The sequence below is a fragment of the Kocuria sp. genome (assembly GCF_030530945.1).
GTDB lineage: Bacteria > Actinomycetota > Actinomycetes > Actinomycetales > Micrococcaceae > Kocuria.
The window spans coordinates 103,632-121,635 of the sequence record NZ_JAUMTZ010000003.1 but is presented as its reverse complement, the minus strand read 5'-3'; the positions used below and the strand labels follow the sequence as shown (position 1 = coordinate 121,635).

18 protein-coding genes and 1 tRNA gene are annotated in these 18,004 nt (G+C 72.2%); 6 read left to right on the top strand and 13 right to left on the bottom strand.

Features of this window, described 5'->3' with window-relative positions:
* Positions 1-33 precede the first annotated feature (33 nt).
* Complete coding sequence (locus tag Q4A22_RS04490; protein WP_303177532.1) at positions 34-324, top strand: exodeoxyribonuclease VII small subunit; 291 nt, start codon at positions 34-36, stop codon at positions 322-324.
* 19 nt (positions 325-343) lie between these two features.
* Here the strand turns inward: Q4A22_RS04490 and Q4A22_RS04485 are convergent, their stop codons facing one another.
* From Q4A22_RS04485 to Q4A22_RS04475, 3 genes are read right to left on the bottom strand one after another with little or no spacing between them, the layout of a single operon-like run.
* Positions 344-1,561, bottom strand: coding sequence for a pyridoxal phosphate-dependent aminotransferase (locus Q4A22_RS04485; protein ID WP_303177531.1), 1,218 nt, complete (start codon positions 1,559-1,561; stop codon positions 344-346).
* Between the two features lie 55 nt (positions 1,562-1,616).
* Entirely contained in the window at positions 1,617-2,657 is a 1,041-nt protein-coding gene (locus Q4A22_RS04480) for a glycine betaine ABC transporter substrate-binding protein (protein ID WP_303177530.1), read from the bottom strand.
* Complete coding sequence (locus Q4A22_RS04475; RefSeq protein WP_303177529.1) at positions 2,654-3,169, bottom strand: NUDIX hydrolase; 516 nt, start codon at positions 3,167-3,169, stop codon at positions 2,654-2,656. Before Q4A22_RS04475 ends, Q4A22_RS04480 begins: the two co-directional genes overlap by 4 nt.
* 95 nt (positions 3,170-3,264) lie before the next feature.
* Between Q4A22_RS04475 and corA the strand changes: the two genes are divergently transcribed.
* A complete protein-coding gene (corA, locus tag Q4A22_RS04470) occupies positions 3,265-4,296 on the top strand; it encodes a magnesium/cobalt transporter CorA (protein ID WP_303177528.1) in 1,032 nt (343 codons plus the stop codon).
* Positions 4,297-4,422: 126 nt separating this feature from the next.
* Positions 4,423-5,499 (top strand): mechanosensitive ion channel family protein, encoded by a 1,077-nt coding sequence (locus Q4A22_RS04465; RefSeq protein WP_303177527.1) that lies wholly within the window; start codon positions 4,423-4,425, stop codon positions 5,497-5,499.
* Positions 5,500-5,506: 7 nt separating this feature from the next.
* Here the strand turns inward: Q4A22_RS04465 and Q4A22_RS04460 are convergent, their stop codons facing one another.
* Positions 5,507-6,418, bottom strand: coding sequence for a LysR substrate-binding domain-containing protein (locus Q4A22_RS04460; protein WP_303177526.1), 912 nt, complete (start codon positions 6,416-6,418; stop codon positions 5,507-5,509).
* A 132-nt stretch (positions 6,419-6,550) separates the two neighbouring features.
* Between Q4A22_RS04460 and Q4A22_RS04455 the strand changes: the two genes are divergently transcribed.
* A tRNA-Ala gene (locus tag Q4A22_RS04455) sits at positions 6,551-6,623 on the top strand.
* 109 nt (positions 6,624-6,732) lie between these two features.
* Here Q4A22_RS04455 and Q4A22_RS04450 read toward each other — a convergent pair.
* Positions 6,733-7,602 (bottom strand): FkbM family methyltransferase, encoded by an 870-nt coding sequence (locus tag Q4A22_RS04450; RefSeq protein ID WP_303177525.1) that lies wholly within the window; start codon positions 7,600-7,602, stop codon positions 6,733-6,735.
* A 151-nt stretch (positions 7,603-7,753) separates the two neighbouring features.
* Between Q4A22_RS04450 and Q4A22_RS04445 the strand changes: the two genes are divergently transcribed.
* On the top strand, positions 7,754-8,395 hold the full coding sequence (locus Q4A22_RS04445) for a pyroglutamyl-peptidase I (protein WP_303177524.1): 642 nt from the start codon (positions 7,754-7,756) through the stop codon (positions 8,393-8,395).
* 155 nt (positions 8,396-8,550) lie between these two features.
* Here Q4A22_RS04445 and Q4A22_RS04440 read toward each other — a convergent pair whose 3' ends face one another.
* The 3 genes from Q4A22_RS04440 to Q4A22_RS04430 all read right to left on the bottom strand — a co-directional run bounded on the left by Q4A22_RS04440 (position 8,551) and on the right by Q4A22_RS04430 (position 11,643).
* Positions 8,551-10,020, bottom strand: coding sequence for a sugar porter family MFS transporter (locus Q4A22_RS04440; protein ID WP_303177523.1), 1,470 nt, complete (start codon positions 10,018-10,020; stop codon positions 8,551-8,553).
* Positions 10,021-10,135: 115 nt separating this feature from the next.
* Entirely contained in the window at positions 10,136-11,062 is a 927-nt protein-coding gene (locus tag Q4A22_RS04435; protein ID WP_303177522.1) for a DMT family transporter, read from the bottom strand.
* Positions 11,059-11,643 carry a TetR/AcrR family transcriptional regulator gene (locus Q4A22_RS04430; RefSeq protein WP_303177521.1) on the bottom strand — a complete coding sequence of 195 codons (585 nt, stop codon included), beginning with the start codon at positions 11,641-11,643 and terminating at the stop codon, positions 11,059-11,061. The genes Q4A22_RS04435 and Q4A22_RS04430 overlap by 4 nt, the downstream gene beginning before the upstream one ends.
* Before the next feature lie 238 nt (positions 11,644-11,881).
* Between Q4A22_RS04430 and Q4A22_RS04425 the strand changes: the two genes are divergently transcribed.
* Positions 11,882-12,811 carry a cation diffusion facilitator family transporter gene (locus tag Q4A22_RS04425; protein ID WP_303177520.1) on the top strand — a complete coding sequence of 310 codons (930 nt, stop codon included), beginning with the start codon at positions 11,882-11,884 and terminating at the stop codon, positions 12,809-12,811.
* A gap of 73 nt (positions 12,812-12,884) precedes the next feature.
* Here Q4A22_RS04425 and Q4A22_RS04420 read toward each other — a convergent pair whose 3' ends face one another.
* From Q4A22_RS04420 to Q4A22_RS04400, 5 genes are read right to left on the bottom strand one after another with little or no spacing between them, the layout of a single operon-like run.
* Positions 12,885-14,069, bottom strand: coding sequence for a M20 family metallopeptidase (locus tag Q4A22_RS04420; RefSeq protein WP_303177519.1), 1,185 nt, complete (start codon positions 14,067-14,069; stop codon positions 12,885-12,887).
* 29 nt (positions 14,070-14,098) lie between these two features.
* The gene (locus Q4A22_RS04415; RefSeq protein ID WP_303177518.1) at positions 14,099-14,692 is read right to left on the bottom strand and encodes a DUF3253 domain-containing protein; all 594 of its coding nucleotides are present in this window, start codon (positions 14,690-14,692) and stop codon (positions 14,099-14,101) included.
* On the bottom strand, positions 14,689-15,639 hold the full coding sequence (locus tag Q4A22_RS04410; RefSeq protein WP_303177517.1) for a WcbI family polysaccharide biosynthesis putative acetyltransferase: 951 nt from the start codon (positions 15,637-15,639) through the stop codon (positions 14,689-14,691). The genes Q4A22_RS04415 and Q4A22_RS04410 overlap by 4 nt, the downstream gene beginning before the upstream one ends.
* Positions 15,632-16,855, bottom strand: coding sequence for a glycosyltransferase (locus Q4A22_RS04405; protein WP_303177516.1), 1,224 nt, complete (start codon positions 16,853-16,855; stop codon positions 15,632-15,634). The genes Q4A22_RS04410 and Q4A22_RS04405 overlap by 8 nt, the downstream gene beginning before the upstream one ends.
* Positions 16,852-17,892 (bottom strand): hypothetical protein, encoded by a 1,041-nt coding sequence (locus tag Q4A22_RS04400; protein WP_303177515.1) that lies wholly within the window; start codon positions 17,890-17,892, stop codon positions 16,852-16,854. The genes Q4A22_RS04405 and Q4A22_RS04400 overlap by 4 nt, the downstream gene beginning before the upstream one ends.
* Positions 17,893-18,004 lie beyond the last annotated feature (112 nt).

Sequence of the window (18,004 nt, the reverse complement as noted above, 5' to 3'; positions counted from 1 at the left end):
CCCGCACACCAGTCACCCACCGGAAGGAACACCGTGGCACAGCAGCACCAGAACCCCGACTCCCAGCAGGGCACCCAGCGCAGTGCGCCGGACCTCTCGGACGTGGACCAGCTCGGCTACGAGCAGGCCCGCGAGCAGCTCGTGGAGGTCGTCTCCCGCCTCGAGGCGGGCGGCACCACCCTGGAGGAGTCCCTGCAGCTGTGGGAGCGCGGCGAGGCGCTCGCCACCCGCTGCGAGCAGTGGCTCGACGGCGCCCGGGAACGGCTCGACGCCGCCCGGGCCCGGCGGGAGAACCGGGACCAGGCGGCGTCGGACACGGAGTGAGCCGAGCGGGCGGCGGCGCCTACTGGTGGTAGGTGGAGAGGAACTCGCCCAGGCGGTCCAGGGCGGTGTCCAGCATGTCCACCGGGGGCAGCGTGACCAGGCGGAAGTGGTCCGGCTTGTCCCAGTTGAACGCCGTGCCGTGGCTGAGCAGGATCTTCTGCTCCTTGAGCAGGTCCAGGGCGAAGCGCTCGTCGTCCACGATCCCGAACTTCTCCACGTCCAGCTTGGGGAACAGGTACAGCGCGCCGTAGGCCTGCTCGCACGTGACGCCGTCGATCTCGTTGAGCTTGCGGTGGGCGATGTCCCGCTGCGCCTTGAGCCGCCCGCCCGGGAGGATGAGGTCGTTGATGGACTGGTAGCCGCCCAGCGCGGTCTGGATGGCGTGCTGCGCGGGCACGTTCGCGCACATGCGCATGTTGGCCAGCAGCTTGATGCCCTCCAGGTAGGACTCCGCCCGCCAGCTGGGGCCGGTGATCGCCACCCACCCGGCGCGGTAGCCGGCCACCCGGTACGCCTTGGACAGCCCCGAGAACGTCAGGCAGAGCACGTCCTCACCCGTGAGGCTCGCGGTGTTGATCATCTCCGCGCCGTCGTAGGTGATCTTCTCGTAGATCTCGTCCGAGAACAGGATCAGCTCGTGCTCCTTGGCCAGGTCCACGATCCGCTGGAGGGTCTCGCGCGAGTACACCGCCCCGGTGGGGTTGTTGGGGTTGATGATCACGATCCCCTTGGTGTGCTCCGTGATCTTGGACTCCAGGTCCGCCAGGTCCGGGTTCCACCCGTTGTCCTCGTCACACCGGTAGTGCACCGGCGTGCCCCCGGACAGCGCCACGGACGCGGTCCACAGGGGGTAGTCCGGGGAGGGGATCAGGATCTCGTCCCCCGGGTTGCACAGCGCCTGCAGGGTCATGGTGATCATCTCGGACACGCCGTTGCCCAGGTACACGTCGTCCGTGTCCAGGTTCATGATCCCGCGCGTCTGGTAGTACTGCACCACGGCGGTGCGCGCGGAGTAGATCCCGCGGGAGTCCGAGTAGCCCTGCGCGTTGGGCAGGTTCTTGATCATGTCCACCAGCACGGCGTCCGGTGCCTCGAAGCCGAAGGGCGCGGGGTTGCCGATGTTCAGGCGCAGGATGCGCTGGCCGGCCGCCTCCATCTTCTCCGCCTGCTCCAGGACGGGCCCGCGGATGTCGTAGAGGACGTTCTTCAGCTTGTCGGACTGCTTCACCTTTGCCATGGGGCCAGCGTACTCGGGGCCCCCTCGGCGGGTCCGGGCGTGACACCCCCGCGGGTCAGCGCGGCTGCTCCCGCAGGAACTGCGCGGCCTTCTCCGGGCTCATCGCCGGGGAGGAGCCGCTCGTGAGCCGCGTGATGGTGGTCAGGTCCTCGCTGCGCAAGTCCGCGGACGCGGCGTTGAGGGAGGAGACCGCCCGGTCCTCCAGGGTGTCGGAGCCGAGCACCACGGCCCGTTCGGGCCGGAACAGCCGGTCGGGGTCGTCCAGCGTGACGAGCCCGTCGTCCGCGATCACCGGCTCGGAGGAGCGCAGCACCGCGGCCTGCACCTTGTCGGTGAGCAGGGCGTCCACGAGCTCTCCGGTGGTGGCGTACTCGGGCGTGGCCCTGGGCGCGCAGTCGTAGTACGCCTTCAGCCCCCGCTCGCCCTGGGCGCCGTCCGAGTACCCGGAGGCCATGCCCACGGACAGCTTCCCGCACTGCTTGCCCGCGGAGTCCAGGCTCCCCAGGTCGTACTGGGCGGCGGTCGCCGCGGTCACGACCATCCGGTCCGTGCGCTGGGCCCCGGAGCTGTCCAGGACCCGCAGCCCCTCGGGCAGGGCGTCGGGCAGGGCGCGGTACACGTCGTCGTCGGAGGGGCCCGTCTCCCCCGTGATGCCGAGCAGCTGGCCCAGCGAGTCCAGCAGCCCGCGCGGGGCGTCCGTGTCCGCGGTGGCCGAGGGCGAGGGACTCGGCGGCTGCCCGGCCGGCTGCTCGTGCTCGCGCGCGTAGACGTAGAGGTCGCCGGTGAAGTCGGGCACCGCGGACACCCGCCCCGCCTTCAGCGCCGCGAAGATCTCCTCCCGGGTGGAGCCCACGTCCACCACGCGCGCCGCGACGCCGTCCTGCGCCAGGCGCTGCTGGTAGTAGTTCGCGAGCACACGGGTCTGGGTGTCCACGCCCGTGGCGATGGTCACGGTGTTCCCGCCGGGGGACGACGCCGCCGCGCTCGCCCCGGTCGTGTCCGTCCTGGCCTGCTCCCCGCCTGCCCCGCAGCCGGCGAGCGCCAGTGTCCCCGCGGCCAGCACGGCGGCGGCCCGCAGGCGCAGGGGGTGGTTCACCGCTCGTGACCGGGCTCGGTGGAGACGTCCTGCTCCGCGACCGCGGCGGGTGGGGTGCGCTCGGTGACCCGGTCCGCGAGCCCGGCCAGGCGCAGACCCTGGTCCACCAGGTCCAGGCGCGGCAGGGCGCCGACCTCCGCGAGGGGGAACCAGGCGGCGTCGTCCGAGGAGCCGTCCTGCTCCACGGCGAGCTCCCCGCCGGTGACGTGCGCGGTGTAGAGCACCCGGCAGGCGTGGTTGCCGCGCGTGGTGGGGTCCAGGCGCTGCTCGGGGGTCATCCAGTAGCTGTGGACGCCCACCAGGCCGTCGGAGGCCACGCGGTAGCCGGTCTCCTCGAACACCTCGCGCAGCATGGCCTCCTCCGGCTGCTCCCCCGGCTCCATGCCGCCGCCGGGCAGGGTCCACGCGCCCTCGAAGTCCGGGTGGCGCGGGTTCCAGTGCGTCAGCAGCAGGTGGTCGTCACGGGTGATCAGGGCGTAGGCGCCCACGCGGGAATCGAACGGCTGGCTCATGCCGCCAGTGTAGTGGTGCGCCCGCACGCCCCCTGGGCCCGCCGGGGGTGCGTGCGCGGCGGGGCCGGGACGGCACGGACCCCCATAATGGACGGGTGAGCATCGTGGAGAACGCCATTTACCGCAACGGGACCAAGGTGGAGTCCCCGGACTCCCTGGAGGAGACATACTCCCTCCTGCAGCGGGTGGTGGACCAGCCCGCGGAGAACCCGTCTGGCGAGGACACCGTGCTGGCGTGGATCGGGCTGTACCGTCCGTCCGCCACGGAGATCGACTCGCTGGCGCAGCACTTCGGGCTCCACGAGCTCGCCGTGGAGGACGCCGTGCAGGCCCACCAGCGGCCCAAGATGGAGCGCTACGGGCAGACGCTGTTCACCGTGATCCGCCCGGCCGTGTACCAGGACGAGACCGAGACCGTGGAGATCGGGGAGATCCACATCTTCACCGGCCCGAACTTCGTGATCACCATCCGCCACTCCGAGTCCAGCGGCGTGGGCCGGGTGCGCAAACGGGTGGAGGCGGACTCCGAGCTGCTGTGCTTCGGCCCGGACGGGGTCCTCTACGCCCTCCTGGACCAGATCGTGGACGACTACTTCCCCGTGCTCTCGGGGCTGGAGAACGACATCGACGAGATCGAGGACGGCCTGTTCGCCGGGGAGTCCAGCGTGTCCCAGCGGATCTACGAGCTCGCCCGCGAGATCAACGACTTCCACCGCGGCGTGGCGCCCCTCAGCGCCGTGATGCAGCGCTACTTCGCGGGCTTCGGCAAGTACGGCACCCCCGAGGAGCTCCAGCACCGGCTGCGGGACGTGCTGGACCACGTGATACAGGTCAGCGGCAAGCTCGAGTCCATGCGCTCCTCCCTCACGGACGCCATGAGCCTGGACTCCACGCTGACCACCGCCCGGCAGAACGAGTCCGCCATGGTGCAGAACGACCAGATGAAGAAGATCTCCTCCTGGGCGGCCATCCTCTTCGCCCCGTCCATCGTGGGTTCCATCTACGGCATGAACTTCAAGGACATGCCCGAGCTGGAGTGGGCGTACGGCTACCCCATGTCCCTCGGGCTCATGGTCCTGGTGGGCCTGGTCCTGTACGTGGTGTTCAAGCGCAAGGACTGGCTCTGATCCCCGCCCACTGAGCAGGCACGCCGCGCGCCCGCGCAGGGAGCGACGTCGCCCGCCCCGGTCCCGCACGGAACGCACCGGGGGCTCCGAGCGGACACCCACCCGGCACAGATATCGTGGAGGGTGATGCAGACTCTGGAATTCTGGCTCGACAAACCCTTCCGTGTGGTCCTGGTGATCGTGGGGGCCGCGATCCTCTCCGCCGTGATCCGGCTGGTGATCCGCAAGGTCACCCGCGGCATCGCCCGTGGCACCCAGACACGGATCGTGCGGCGGATCGACCGCGGCCAGGCCCGGTGGGTCAAGGACGTGGGAGTGGCCGCGGAGCGCCAGTCGCTGCGGGCCCGCACCATCGGGGCGGTGCTCTCCTCGGTGTCCACGGTCATCGTGTGGGCCATCGCGATCCTGATGATCATCTCCGAGCTGGGCTTCAACATCGCCCCCGTGATCGCGTCCGCCGGGATCGCGGGTGTCGCACTGTCCTTCGGCGCGCAGTCCCTGGTGAAGGACTACCTCTCGGGCATCTTCATGGTCGCGGAGGACCAGCTGGGCATCGGGGACTCCGTGGACCTGGGCGAGGCCGTGGGCACGGTGGAGAACGTGGGCCTGCGCGTCACCCAGGTGAGGGACATGAAGGGCACCCTGTGGCACGTGCGCAACGGCGAGATCCTGCGGGTGGGCAACCAGTCGCAGGGCTGGGCCCGCTGCGTGCTGGACATCCCGGTGCCCTACGACACGAACATCGACCTCGTGGCGGACATGATCGAGCACGAGGCGCTGCTGGTGCGCGACGACCCGGACGTGGGCCCCAGCATCGTGGCCGACCCCGAGGTCTGGGGCGTGGAGAGCGTCACGGGCGAGAGCATCACCATCCGCCTGGCCGTGAAGACCGCGCCGCTGGAGCAGTGGGACGTGGCACGTGTGATGCGCGTGCGGATCAAGAAGATGCTGGACCGGGACGGGCTGCGCATCCCCTTGACCACCCAGGTGACCGTGCGCGCCGGCTCCGAGCCGGAGACCCGCGCGGACATACCCACCACCTCGTTCCCCGTGCCGCGCGTGCCCACCGCGGGCAGCGTGCGCACCACGCCCGTGCACCCGTCCTCCCCCACCACGGAGACCCACACGTTCGACGGCCGCACCCCCAGCAAGGACGACGGCGGCGAGGGCACCTCCTCCGCCGAGCGCCGCGGGGACGGCTGAGCCGGGCTCAGCGCCGCTTCCGGTTCCGCCCGTTCTTGACCTTCTTCCCGGGCTTGCGCCGCAGCCCGGGCTTGGTGCTCGCTCCCGCCTTGGCCCACCCACCGGAACGGCCCTTCGCGGCTCCCTTCCCGGCGGCGGCGGTTGCCGGTTCCGCCGCGGCGGCGGTCTCCTGAGCCGGGCGCGCACCGGTTCCCGCACCGCGGGTCGCCGCTTCGGAGGACGACGCCGCCCGCGCCCCCTCGTCACGACGGGCGGGTTCCCCGCCGGTGGACTCTGCGTCCCCGGCCTCCCTGCCACTGCCCTCCCGGCGGCCGCGGACGACCCCCACGAAGCGCTGCACGGCGTCCTCTGTCTCCTCCTCCAGACCCCGGGGCCACACCAGGAACACCGGGACCGGCGGTGCATCGGTGATCTCGCGCGTGGTCACGTCCTTGCGGGCGTGCAGCCGGGCGACGGACATGGGCAGCACCACCGGACCCACACCGGCGGCCGCGAGCTCCACGGCCATGGCGGCGTCGTCGATGTCCGCGTGGGCCTGGGGTGTGGCCTCCTCGGTGAGCTGGGCGGTGGTGAGGGTGTCCAGGACCCCGAGGACGTCGTCCGTGCCCAGCACCGCCACCCGGCGCTCGTCGTAGAGGTGCACCGCGTGGTGGGTGCTCCGCAGCTCCTCCGGGCTCGGGTCACCGGGAGCCCACCCCAGGCGGACGAAGCACGCGGTCACGGTGGCGTCCTCCAGCGCGGCGCGCCACCCGCCAGCAGGGAGCAGCTCGTCACGCAGAACGGGCTTGAGCCTGCGCTCGCGCCACCTCCCGAACCACTTGCCGGGCATCACGCCGGGGACGTAGCCGACCGTGAAGGCGGGGCCGGCGGCGTCGTCGGACGGGGCGGGCACGGGCGGGGCGGGCTCAGCTGAGGTCATGCCCCCACCCTAGAGGTCTCCTGACCGCTGCCGGTCCGGGCCCGCGGCGACCGCACGGGTCATGTGTCGGGCACTTGTGCGGCGCTGATGTGCGAAATCCGGGCGGGGGGACTACAGTGATGCCTGTTGTCCGGGGCCTTAGCTCAGTTGGTAGAGCGTTTCGTTCGCAATGAAAAGGTCAGGGGTTCGATTCCCCTAGGCTCCACCCCGAAGATCCCGTGCCTTTCCAGGCACGGGATCTTTTTCGTGGGTGCCAGCCCACGGCGGATCTGTTGCGCCCGACGTGTCCTAACCCGGCCACGTGAAACCGCGGCTCAGTCCTTCCACGCCCACAGAATCCCGTGCCCCCAGTGGTTCGGTCGAGCGAAGCCCGTGCGGAAGCCTGCCCTCGTGAGCAGCTGCCGCGCGGCGTCCGCGGCCGGCAGGAACGGGGCGCCATGGCGGTGGTACTCCATGACCAGGGTGACGGAGCGCAGGTCCGCCAGGCGCGGATCGGCCAGGATGGGCCACTCTCCGCCCTCGATGTCCATCTTGATGACATCGGCATCCGCCATGACCGGAAGGATGTCCACGACCGGGACCGTGACGAACCCCGTCCCCACGGTCTGCTGGTCGCCCTGCATGTCATCGGGTGAGGCGCGCCGGTCACCACCGCCCATCCCCTGCACGAACACCGCGTGCCCCGGCTCCGTCCCGGCAGCCGCCTCAATGAGACGGAGGGTGTCCTGGGCAGTCGTGGCCCAGGCGCGATACACGCGAGCGTTCTCGGCCACCGGCTCCACAGCGACGATGTCGGCCTGAGGCCAGCGGCCACGTGCCCACGCTGAGAACGCCCCGATGTTCGCGCCGATGTCCAGGACGACGGACGGGTTCGTCAGGCGCGCCCGCAGCTCGCTCGGCGGTTCGTACTCCCCACGGACGAAGACTTCGAACAGTGCCTCCATGTCCCGCCCATGCTGGAGCGCGATCGGCAACCCTGTGCGGCGCAGCACGTAGAGGTGTGTGGTGCCCGCGTCCAGGAATTCGCGACGCAGAACGGTCCACGGCGTCGTGGTGCACCACGCCCCGACCAAGAAACGCGCTGCCAGCACCCGAGCGATCCTGCGGCGCACTCCCGGCCGCAGCACTACCGCGCGAATTCCGGGGAGGTCGGCAACGCGTCGAAGAGCGTTCATGAGGGACATGGCTGTACCTTAGCGGGCTCTGACCCCGGCGGAGGATGCTAAGACATGCTTTTGCCCCTGTTCCCATCTCCTGCCGTGCCTCGCGGGGGCCGCCATTCGCGAGCGGGCATCAAGAACGACGTGGTGCCCGGTGCGAGGATAGGGTGCGTCCATGAAGATCCTCGTGACCGGCTTCGAGCCCTTCGGCGGCGAGCGGGAGAACGCGAGCGGCGTCGCCGTCCACCGGCTCGGGGGCACCGGCGTCGTCGACGGCGCACAGGTCGTCACGGCGATCCTCCCCGTGACGTGGTCCGGGGCGGGCCCCGCGCTGCTGCAAGCCGTCGCGGCCCACCGGCCGGACGCGGTCGTGGCGGCGGGGGAAGCAGGTGGTCGCGCGGCAGTCACCCCCGAGCGCTGGGCAAAGAACGTGGGTCACGGGCGCATCCCGGACAACGACGGCGTGGTCCGGAGCCGTGGTCCGCTCACGCGTGGACCCGATCGCCTCGAGTCCCGCATCGACCCCGCGGCGCTCACCCGTGCCGTCCGGGACGCGGGCGTGCCCGCCGAGATCTCCAGCGATGCCGGCGCGTTCCTGTGCAATGCGGTGTTCTGGACCGCGCTGCACGGAACGGATCTGACCGCCGCCTTCATCCACGTGCCCGCGGTCAGATCACGTGGGTTGGCGGGAATCGGCGCGGAGACCGACCCGGACGGCGCCCCCGCGCAGTCAGCGCTGAGTTTTGGCGACCTCGTGCGTGGGCTGGCGGCCGTGGTGCGCACGGTCGCGGGGGAAGCACGACCACAACCGTTCTGAGCCGCTCCGCCAGGAGATCAGTGCCCCTGAACTGCGACCCGGATAGCGGGTCCCATGACGAAGGGCCCCACCGAGAGGTGGGGCCCTTCGTCGTCGCCGGGGTTGACGGTGCAGCAGGCCCAGGTGGGAAACAGCGTTCCCCCGGAGCACCGTGCCTACGCCGCGGGGACGGCCGGGATGCGGCCGGTGAGCTGCGCCTCGATCTCCTCCAGGGACCGGCCCTTGGTCTCGGGCAGCAGCCGCCACGCGAAGATCAGGGCCAGGAACGTCATCACAGCGAAGAAGAAGAAGTTCGGGGCCGCGCCGAACACGGCCAGGAACGTGGGGAAGATCAGCGCCACGGTCAGGTTGAACAGCCAGTTCAGCGTGGTGGCCACGCCCATGGCACCCGCGCGGATGCTCTGGGGGAACAGCTCGGGGAGCATGACCCACTGCACCGGGCCCCAGGAGATCGCGAAGGACGCGATGTAGATGCCGATGCCCACCAGGGTCACGGTGACCGCCAGCCCGCCCTGCCGGGTGGTGAGCCCCAGCACCGTCATGACGCCCAGGAAGAGCATGCCCACGCACATGCCGGCGGCCCCGACGATGAGCAGCCTCTTGCGCCCGATCCTGTCGATGAGCTTGATGGCCGGCAGAGTCATGAGCATGTTGAGCAGGCCGATCGCCGCATTGGCCAGCAGGGCCTGCTGGGGGTTGAAGCCGATGTTGGACAGCAGCGTGGGGCAGTAGTAGATGATCGTGTTGATCCCGCCGAAGTTCTGGAAGAACACCAGCAGCACGCCGATCACCAGCAGGATCCGCAACCGGGAGCTGAGCAGGTCCCCGAGCTTCAGGGGCTCCGGCTCCGCCTCCTCGGCGGCCACGGAGGCCTTGATCTCCGCCAGCTCGCGCTCCGCCTCGCCCCGGTCCCCGCGCAGCCGTTCGAGGGTGCGCAGCGCCGGTTCCTCGCCACGGTGGGAGGCGATGATCCAGCGGGGGCTCTCCGGCTGGGTCATGATGCCGATCATCAGCACGATCGCCGGGACCACACCCAGCCCGATCATCCACCGCCACAGCCCGGCGTCCTGGAACGCGAGGTCCACCAGGTACGCCAGGAAGATGCCCGTGGTCACCATGAGCTGCATGAGGGAGGCCAGGCCGCCGCGGATGCTCTTGGGCGCCAGCTCGCTGAGGTACATGGGCACGATCACGGAGACGATGCCCACGCCCACACCGATCAGGAACCGGAACAGGATCAGCATGAGTGAGCTGACCGCGAGCGCGGCGCCCGCGGACCCCAGGACGAAGATGACGGAACCGATGAGGATCAGCTTCTTGCGTCCGAGCCGGTCGGACAGCCGTCCCGAGCCCAGGGCACCGACCATGGCGCCGAGCAGCAGGCCGCTCACCACCAGACCCTCGATCAGCGGGGTGGGAATGATCTCGTCCGGGATGAACAGCAGCGCGCCGCCGATCACCCCGGTGTCGTAGCCCCACAGGATGCCGCCGAGGGCCCCGAAGAACCAGATGGCGACGTTGCGGGAGCGGGTTCCCGGCGTCTTCCCGGGCCCCGGGGTCGGTGCGGGGTCCGCGCGGGGCTCTCGTCTCCCGGTGGGGCCCGCGGATGGTGCGTGCTCGGTCACGGTTGTCCTCGTTCTGTCGAAGCGTCCTGGGGACGACGCCTCGAGGCCACGGAAGCGGGAACGAGCAGGTCATCGCGTCGTCAGGGGGTCAGCGTGGCACCGCGGTCCCCGCGTGTCAAAGACGCCGCACGGGCCCCCGGGAGGCGTCGGCGGTCGTTGGCTCCGGCGCCAGGACCAGGATGAGCAGCACCACCGCGAGCACGCCCAGGCCTGCCCACCCCGTGACGGAGAGCCTTTCCCCCACCACGAGAACCGCGAGCACGGTGGCGACGGCTGGTTCCAGGAGGGTGACCGTGGTGGCGGTGCTGGCGGGCACGCGGGTGAGCCCGAAACCGAACAGGACGTACCCGCAGAACATGGGGACCAGGGCCATGTACGCGCTCACCCAGGCGTTCTGGGGCGAGGCCACGAGCGGTGCTCCGGTGAGGACCAGGACGGGCATCAGCAGCAGTCCCCCGGCACCGAACACCGAGCCCATGGCCGCGTCGCGGCGGACTCCGCGGGCGAGCAGGCGCTGCACCGCCCGTGAGTACGCGGCGTAGCTGACACCGGCCACGAGACCCAGCAGAACGCCCTGGACGGTCGCGCCGGCAGAAGTGGCGCCGCCCTGCAGGGTGGCCACGCACAGCATGGCGCTGCCCGCGACCCCCAGCACCGCGGAGAGGGCCCACCAGCCTCCGAGGGGGGTCTTGTCCACGAGGCGCTCCAGCAGCCCCGAGGCCAGGGGAGCCGAGGCCAGGGAGATCGTGGAGCCCACGGCCACGCCGGCCAGGTGCATGGAGGTGTAGAACGCGAGGGGGTAGACCGCCACGAACACTGCCCCTGCGGCCACCGTGGCTGCGCCCCGGCGCAGAGCATCTGAGTCCCGGCGCAGCCCGGGAACGGCGATCACCCCCTGCAGGATGCCGCCGAGACCCAGCGCGACGGCGCCGATCGCGAGGGGTCCCGCACCCTGCGCGAAGGTGGCGGCCGTTCCCGTGGTCCCCCACAGCACGGCGGTGAGGGTGAGTGCCGCGAGACCCGCGGCGCGGTGCCGGTTCACGTGGCGTTCTTCCCGGTGGTGAGCAGCTGCTCCACCATCGCCCGGGCAGTGCGCAGCCTGTGGTCGGTGCCCTCCAGCCCGGCCCTGGTCATGGCCCCCTCCAGGAGGAAGGAGACATGCTCCGCCGTGGCAGCGGGATCGACGCACTCCGCCTCCGCAAGCTGCTCCCGCAGGATCTGCTCCACCTGCTCTTTGTGCTCCCTCACCCTGTCGCGTGCCGGCGCACCCGCGGGCAGCTCCGCGGCGGCGTTGAGCAGCCCGCAGCCGCGGAAACCGTGCTCGTACGCGCACCGTGCGTGGTCCAGGTATGCGTCCACGACGGCGAGCACGCGCTCCCGGGGGCTGGTCCGCCCCTCGCAGCGTGCCCGGTACAGGGCGAGCCACTCCTCGTGCCGCTCCTGCACGTACGCGGCCACGAGCTCCTCCTTGGACGCGAAGTTGTTGTACAGACTCATCTTGGCCACGCCGGCCTCCGCCGTGACGCGGTCGATGCCGGTGGCGGTGATGCCGTGGGCGTAGAAGAGCCGCGACGCGGCCTCCAGGAGTCGGGACCGGGCGGATCCCCGGGCAGTGATGGGCATGAGGCTCCCTCCAGTTGTTAGTTAGACCAGTCTACCTAGATAATGCCGCCTCCCGGACCCGGCGATATCATCGGGCCATGGTGACCCCCGTTCGTGAGCCCATCCGTCCGCGCCGCGCACCCTTGGCTCCGCTGGCCGCCACCGCGGGCGACGTCGGCCGGTGTCCCCTGCAGCCCGCCTCGTTCCGCGCGGGACGCACCAGCGCGCGGCGCATCGCGCCGCTGCGGAGAGGGCGCTGATGGGCGCGGGACACTCCCACGGCCACAGCCACGACGCCGGGGACCACCGCGGCCGGCTGTGGATCGCCTTCGGCCTCACGGCCGGGATGGTGGTGGCGCAGTCCGTGGGCTCCGTGCTCACCGGCAGCCTCGCGCTGTTCACGGACACCGTCCACGCCCTCACGGACGCGCTCGGACTGCTGGTGGCACTCGCGACCGCCTACCTGGTGCGCCGACCAGCCAGTTCCCGCCGCACCTGGGGGTTCCGCCGCGGGGAGGTGATCGCCGCCCTGGCCCAGGCCACCCTGCTGCTGGGGGTGGGGGTCTTCGCGGTGGTGGAGGGCATCCACCGCCTCTCGCAGCCCCGGGCGGTGCCGCCTACGGAGCTGCTGGTCTTCGGCGCCGTGGGGCTGGCGTGCAACGTGGTGGCCATCCTGGTGCTCGCCTCGGGGCGGGGCTCGAACCTCAACATGCGGGCGGCGTTCCTGGAGGTGGCGAACGACGCCCTGGGGTCACTGGGTGTCATCGTGGCCGCGGTGGTCATCGCCACCACCGGCTTCCAGCGCGCGGACACCGTGGCCGCCCTGTTCATTGCGGCCCTGATCCTCCCCCGCGCCGTGGCCATCATGCGGGAGACCGCGGCCGTGCTCATGGAGTTCACGCCCGAGGGCCTGGACCTGGAGCTCTTCCGCTCCCACGTGCTGGGACTGCACCACGTGGTGGACGTGCACGACGTCCACGCCTCCACCGTGGCCACCGGCCTGCCCACCATCAGCGCGCACGTGGTGGTCGAGGACGAGTGCTTCCGAGACGGCCACGCCGCGCAGCTGCTCCAGGACGTGAAGACCTGCGTGGCCGAGCACTTCGACGTCTCCGTGCACCACTCCACGTTCCAGATCGAGACCGTGCAGATCCGGGATGCCGAGTCCGAGGACGTCCTGCACGCCTGATCACTCCCCCGTCCGGCGAGGGCCCGGTCCCGAGGGCCCGGTGTCCGGGCGATCCCGCCCGGGCACCGGGAACTCAGCCCCGCGCCAGCCGCTCCCACGCGACCGCGGCGAGCGCGGCCGCCTGGGTGCCCAGGACGGCGTCGTCGAACAGGACCGTGGGCGAGTGGTTCCACCCGGCGGCCGCGGGGTCCACCTCGGGCGGGGTGCAGTGCAGGAAGAAGTAGCAGCCGGGGACCTCGCGCAGCACGAAGGAGAAGTCCTCGGAGCCCATGCGGGGGTCCCTGTTGCGGGTGACCCGCTCCGCGCCGACCATGCGGGTGAGGGTGTCGCTGACAAGGTCCGTCTCGGCGGGGTCGTTGACCGTGGGCGGGTACAGCTCGGCCCACTCCACCTGGGCGCGCAGCCCGTGGGACGCGGCGATGCCCTCGGCGAGCTCCCGCACCAGGCGCGGGAAGCGTTCGGTGGTCTCGCGGGAGAGGGTGCGCACGTCCCCGGAGATCGAGGCGCTGTCCGGGATCACGTTGCCGGCCTCGCCCGCGCTGAGCCTGGTCATGGTGGCCACCACGGGGTCGAACACCCCGAACCGGCGGGTCACCATGGCCTGCAGCGCCGTGCCGAACTCGCACACGGCGGGCACCGGGTCCAGGGCGGTGTGCGGCTGGGAGCCGTGACCGCCGCGGCCGTGGAACGTGACGGAGAGGTTGTTGGCGCCGGCCATGGCGGTCTCCGGCCGGTAGCTGAAGACCCCCAGGGGTCCGGGGTTCACGTGGATCCCGTACGCCGCCACGGGCCGTTCACCGGTCACGTCCAGGACACCCTCGCGGATCATGGGCTCCGCCCCACCGGGGCCCTCCTCCCCCGGCTGGAACATGAACGTGACGGTGCCGGGCAGCTCCGCGCGGCGCGCACTCAGCAGCCGGGCCGCCCCCACGAGTGCCGCGGTGTGCAGGTCGTGCCCGCACGCGTGCATCGCGCCGTTGGTGGAGGCGTACTCCAGCCCTGTCTGCTCCACGACCGGCAGCCCGTCCATGTCCGCGCGCAGCAGCACGGTGGGTCCGGGACGGCCACCGCGCAGCACCGCGGTCACGGAGGTCAGCGACTCTCCCGTGGTGAGCTCCAGGCCCAGCCCCTCCAGCGCCCGCAGCACCTGCTGCTGGGTCCACGGCAGCTGGGTTCCCACCTCCGGGTTCGTGTGCAGCGTGCGGCGCAGGGCCACCAGCTCCGGGTGCAGCGGCTGGGCATCCTCCAGGAAGCTCACGGGGGACTCCTCGGTCTGGGCGGACGGGCTCACCCGTCCGCGGGCATCCCCGCGAGCGCCGGACCGGGTGCGAGCCGGACGGGGCCGCGGGCTGTACGGACGTCCACTGTCTCACCTTTTTGCTGCACGACGATCTCGCCCGTGTCCGCCATTGCGGCGGCCACGTCCCGGACCTGGGGCATCAAATCGCGCCAGTCCTCCCCTCCCAGCGTGCGCGCCACGTCCGAGGGGCAGATGGTCTTCCCCGCGCGGTGGCGCAGCAGCGCCCTCACGGTTGCGGCCTCCCGCGCCAGCAGCCCCTCCTCGGAGGGGGTCTCCCACCACGGCTCACCACGCTCTCCCAGGGCCACCTTCGCGTCCTGCACGCGGTTCCGGGCGTGCTCGTCCCGGGTCTTCACGGCGCGCCGGGCTGCCATGAGCTCCTTCACGAGTTCCTCCCGGAAGTTCTCCGGGATCCCGGTGTCCGTGGCACGCCACTTGCGCCCCTTCACCACGATGTGGTGCCCGTCCGGGGTGCGTTCCGGGCCGGCCGACGACGCCGCTGCCGCCGCCTTCTCCGCCCCGCTCGCCCCGTCCGCGGGGGCGCCCCCGCGGACGTCCGTGGCAGTGTCCTCCGTGCTCATGCGTGCAGCCCCAACCGGGTGATGAGGTCCGCGTGGCGCGCCATCCCGGCGGCCACCACGGACGGGTGGTGCGCGTACCAGCGCAGGTGCTCCGCGGCGACGTCCTCCTCGGACACGTGCTCCCCGTGGATGATCCAGTCGTCGTGGGGCCCGCCCGCCAGCTCCGCGGGGTCGTGGCCGAGGGCCGTGAGGGTGCTCGCGTGGATGGGCGCGCGGATGCCACCGAGCAGCACCCGTCCGGGGTCCGGGACCGGCGCGGACAGCGCCACCTCGTCCAGGACCGCACCCGCCACCGCGCGCAGCACGCCGTTGCCCGGGTGGTTGATCACGTGCACGGCGTTGGGCCCGGCGGCGTCCAGGAGGGAGGCCGCATCCACCGTGCGGTGGACCTCCTGGCGCAGCCGCAGCTGCCTCAGGGACTCCTCACGGGCGATCCGTGCGGCCGCCCCGGACGGACGGGTCAGGTGCACCCGGGTCTCGCCGCGTGCGGCAGCGGTGAGCACCCGCAGGTCGTGGTAGGGCGCCACGGGCGGATCCCCCACGCCCGGGGCCCGCACGATGGCGAGGGTGGGCATCAGCGCGGTCCAGCGCATCACCGGGATGCGCACCACCCGGGCGTCCGCACCCAGCAGGGCCTGGACGTCGTCGGTGCCCAGGGGCAGGCCGCGGTAGCCCGCGACCACGGGCTGGGTGACCAGCAGGTCCAGCCGCGGCAGCAGCGCGTGCAGACGGGGAAGGTCCTCCGCGAGCAGCTCGTGCACCGGGGGCAGTCGCACGCCGTGCCAGTGCCCGCCCAGGGCGCCGTGGAGCAGCACCCTCAGGGACTCCGCCTGGCAGTTGCCGTGCACCGCGAACAGGGGCACGTCCGGCAGCTCGGCGAGTCCGTAGAACTCCCCGTAGTGGGCGCGGCGGCCCGGATCGTGCGGGTCGAAGCCCAGCTCAGTCATGGTGTCCCACCCTGTCCTCCAGTCGTCGGTCGGTGCGCGCCGCGTGCACGGGGATTCCCTGCTGGTCCCCGGAAAAGGGTTGCGGCAGGGACTCCCCCCGGTGGACCGCCCGGACGGAGCGCACTGTGAGCAGTCCGGGCACCTGGCTCTCCCCCCGGTCGCACCACTGCCGCAGGGGCACGTCCAGCGTGAGGGGCGCGTGCACGTCCACGGTGAACACCGCACGCCGCTCCACGGGCCGTGGCGGGGCGCCCGCACGAATCCGGGGATCGGCGCGGAGGGCGGCAGGCAGGTCCGCCCGGTCCGTGAACCAGACCCCGGCGTCCGTGTCCCGCAGCAGGTGGCAGGCCGTGAGGTAGGCCTCGGCGTCCTCACGGTGGCCGTGCACGCGCACCACGGCCCACGGCTGCTCGTGCACGACGCCCGCCCCACGCGTGCTGGGAAGCGGGATCCGCTGCGCGAGCGCGAGGGTCTCGGCGTCCTTCACGCCACGGGTGGCGGTGCGCCCGGCCAGGTCCGGGCCGTCGTGCCAGGCCCCGGCGCCTGGCACGTGGCGGAAGCGGGCCCCCAGCTGCCAGCACCGGTACGCGAGGTCCCAGTCCTCCCCGCCGTAGCCCACGAGGGTCTCGTCGAAGCCGCCGCAGCGCTCGAAGAGGGCGCGGTCCACCGCGAGCAGCGCACTGATGACCAGGCGGAAGTCCTCGACCCCCGCCTCACGCAGGTCCGCGGTGCGGGCGTACCCGTCCGCGAGCCAGGCGGGGTCCGCGAGCCGTTCCACGCCCGGTACCTCCTCCCCGGCCACCCAGCGCAGCACGTCGGGGACGGTGCACGCCGCGAGGTCCGCGTGGTGGCGTGCGCCCACCGCCAGGGCACCGTGGCCGTCGTCGGCCTCACGCCGCCCCGCGAGCAGGGCGGGGAGGAAGCCCGGCTCGGGGATCATGTCCCCGTCCAGGAACACGAGCACCGCGCCCGACGCCGCCCGGGCACCCAGGTTGCGCGCGGCGCCCGCCCGGAACCCCCGGTCCTCCTGCCACACCGTGCGGCACGCGAACGGGGTGGACGGAAGCCGCGGCGGGGTGGCGGAGCCGTCGTCGGCGACCACCACCTCCATGTCCTGCGGGGGAAGCTCCTGGCGGGCCAGAGCGGCCAGCGCCCGGTCCAGTCCCGTCTGGTTCTCGAAGTAGGGGATGACCACGCTCACCCTCGGCGCGCTCACGCCGTCTCCCCCGGGTGGTGCGCGCCCGGGTGGTGAGCACCCGTGACGCGGGCCCACTGGACCGCGGCGGCCAGCTCGGTGGACGGCAGGTCCTCGGTCCGCCACGCGGCCGGGTCGATCCAGGTGCTCAGGGGATCCGCGAGCGCCCGCGCAAGTGCCGCCTCCAGGTCCTCGGTGAGCGTGAGCGCCCAGGGTGCACGCCCGGCCAGCTCCTCGAAGAAGGGGTGGGCGGTGACCAGCGGCCGGCGCCCGGCGGCGATCCAGCGCCCCACGGACCCGGACGCGGAGACGTGGGAGGGCGCGACCACCGGGACGGTAACGGCCTGCGCGGCACGGGTCAGGGCGGCGTCGTCCAGGAAGCCCGTGGCGCGGAAGGAATGCCCGTGGGCGCGAGCGGCGGCGTCCAGCTCCGGGACGAGGTCCTCGTGGCCGTCCGAGGCCCGCCCGAGCGCGAGGACCTCCACCGGTCCGGACACGCCTGCGAGCGCGCCGACCACCCGGTCGTGGCCCTTGCCCGGGTAGAGGAAGCCGAGGACACCCACCGTGGGGTCGGCCGGGTGCGCGGCGCGGCGCCGGGCCTCGTGCCACTGCCGGGGCTCGGGCGGGTCCACGGGCAGCGGGTCCACGGCGAGCTCAGGGGTGGTGGTGAAGGGGACGTGCCGGTGCAGCTGCGCGCGCTCCGAGTCGCTGCTGAGCACCACGAGGCGCGCGGCGTCCACAATGGCGGCGTAGGCCGCGCGGCGGGCCTCGAAGGCGTGGCCGTCCGAGGGCTGGGGGATGTCGTGGAGGGTCACGGACAGCGGCCGGGAGCGAGCGAGCCCCGTGAGGGCCTCCGCGGCGAGAGCAGGAGAGGTGCCGAAGATCCGGTCCGTCACGTGCAGGTGCACGGCGGAGGTGCCGCGCCGCAGCTCGTCGCGCAGCTGGGGCCACTCACCGCACACCGACGGTGCCTGCGGCGTGCGGGAGGCCAGGTTCTCCGCGTGCATGCGGACGCCGTGCTGGGCGGGGCCCACGCAGGCCAGGAGCGGTGCTGTCACGCACTCACTCTAACGGCGCCCCCGGACACGCAGAACGGCTCGGGCACAGGCCGACGTGAGCAGAATCATACCCGCAGGGCAAAGGGTGCACTTGTGCAATTTTGCACAGGTG

Excerpts from the sequence above, each read along its gene's own strand:
- Q4A22_RS04485 (WP_303177531.1), bottom strand. The coding sequence starts at position 1,561 with ATGGCAAAGGTGAAGCAGTCCGACAAGCTGAAGAACGTCCTCTACGAC.
- Q4A22_RS04475 (WP_303177529.1), bottom strand. The coding sequence starts at position 3,169 with ATGAGCCAGCCGTTCGATTCCCGCGTGGGCGCCTACGCCCTGATCACC.
- Q4A22_RS04465 (WP_303177527.1), top strand. The coding sequence starts at position 4,423 with ATGCAGACTCTGGAATTCTGGCTCGACAAACCCTTCCGTGTGGTCCTG.
- Q4A22_RS04460 (WP_303177526.1), bottom strand. The coding sequence starts at position 6,418 with ATGACCTCAGCTGAGCCCGCCCCGCCCGTGCCCGCCCCGTCCGACGAC.
- Q4A22_RS04450 (WP_303177525.1), bottom strand. The coding sequence starts at position 7,602 with ATGTCCCTCATGAACGCTCTTCGACGCGTTGCCGACCTCCCCGGAATT.
- Q4A22_RS04445 (WP_303177524.1), top strand. The coding sequence starts at position 7,754 with ATGAAGATCCTCGTGACCGGCTTCGAGCCCTTCGGCGGCGAGCGGGAG.
- Q4A22_RS04430 (WP_303177521.1), bottom strand. The coding sequence starts at position 11,643 with ATGCCCATCACTGCCCGGGGATCCGCCCGGTCCCGACTCCTGGAGGCC.
- Q4A22_RS04425 (WP_303177520.1), top strand. The coding sequence starts at position 11,882 with ATGGGCGCGGGACACTCCCACGGCCACAGCCACGACGCCGGGGACCAC.
- Q4A22_RS04415 (WP_303177518.1), bottom strand. The coding sequence starts at position 14,692 with ATGAGCACGGAGGACACTGCCACGGACGTCCGCGGGGGCGCCCCCGCG.
- Q4A22_RS04410 (WP_303177517.1), bottom strand. The coding sequence starts at position 15,639 with ATGACTGAGCTGGGCTTCGACCCGCACGATCCGGGCCGCCGCGCCCAC.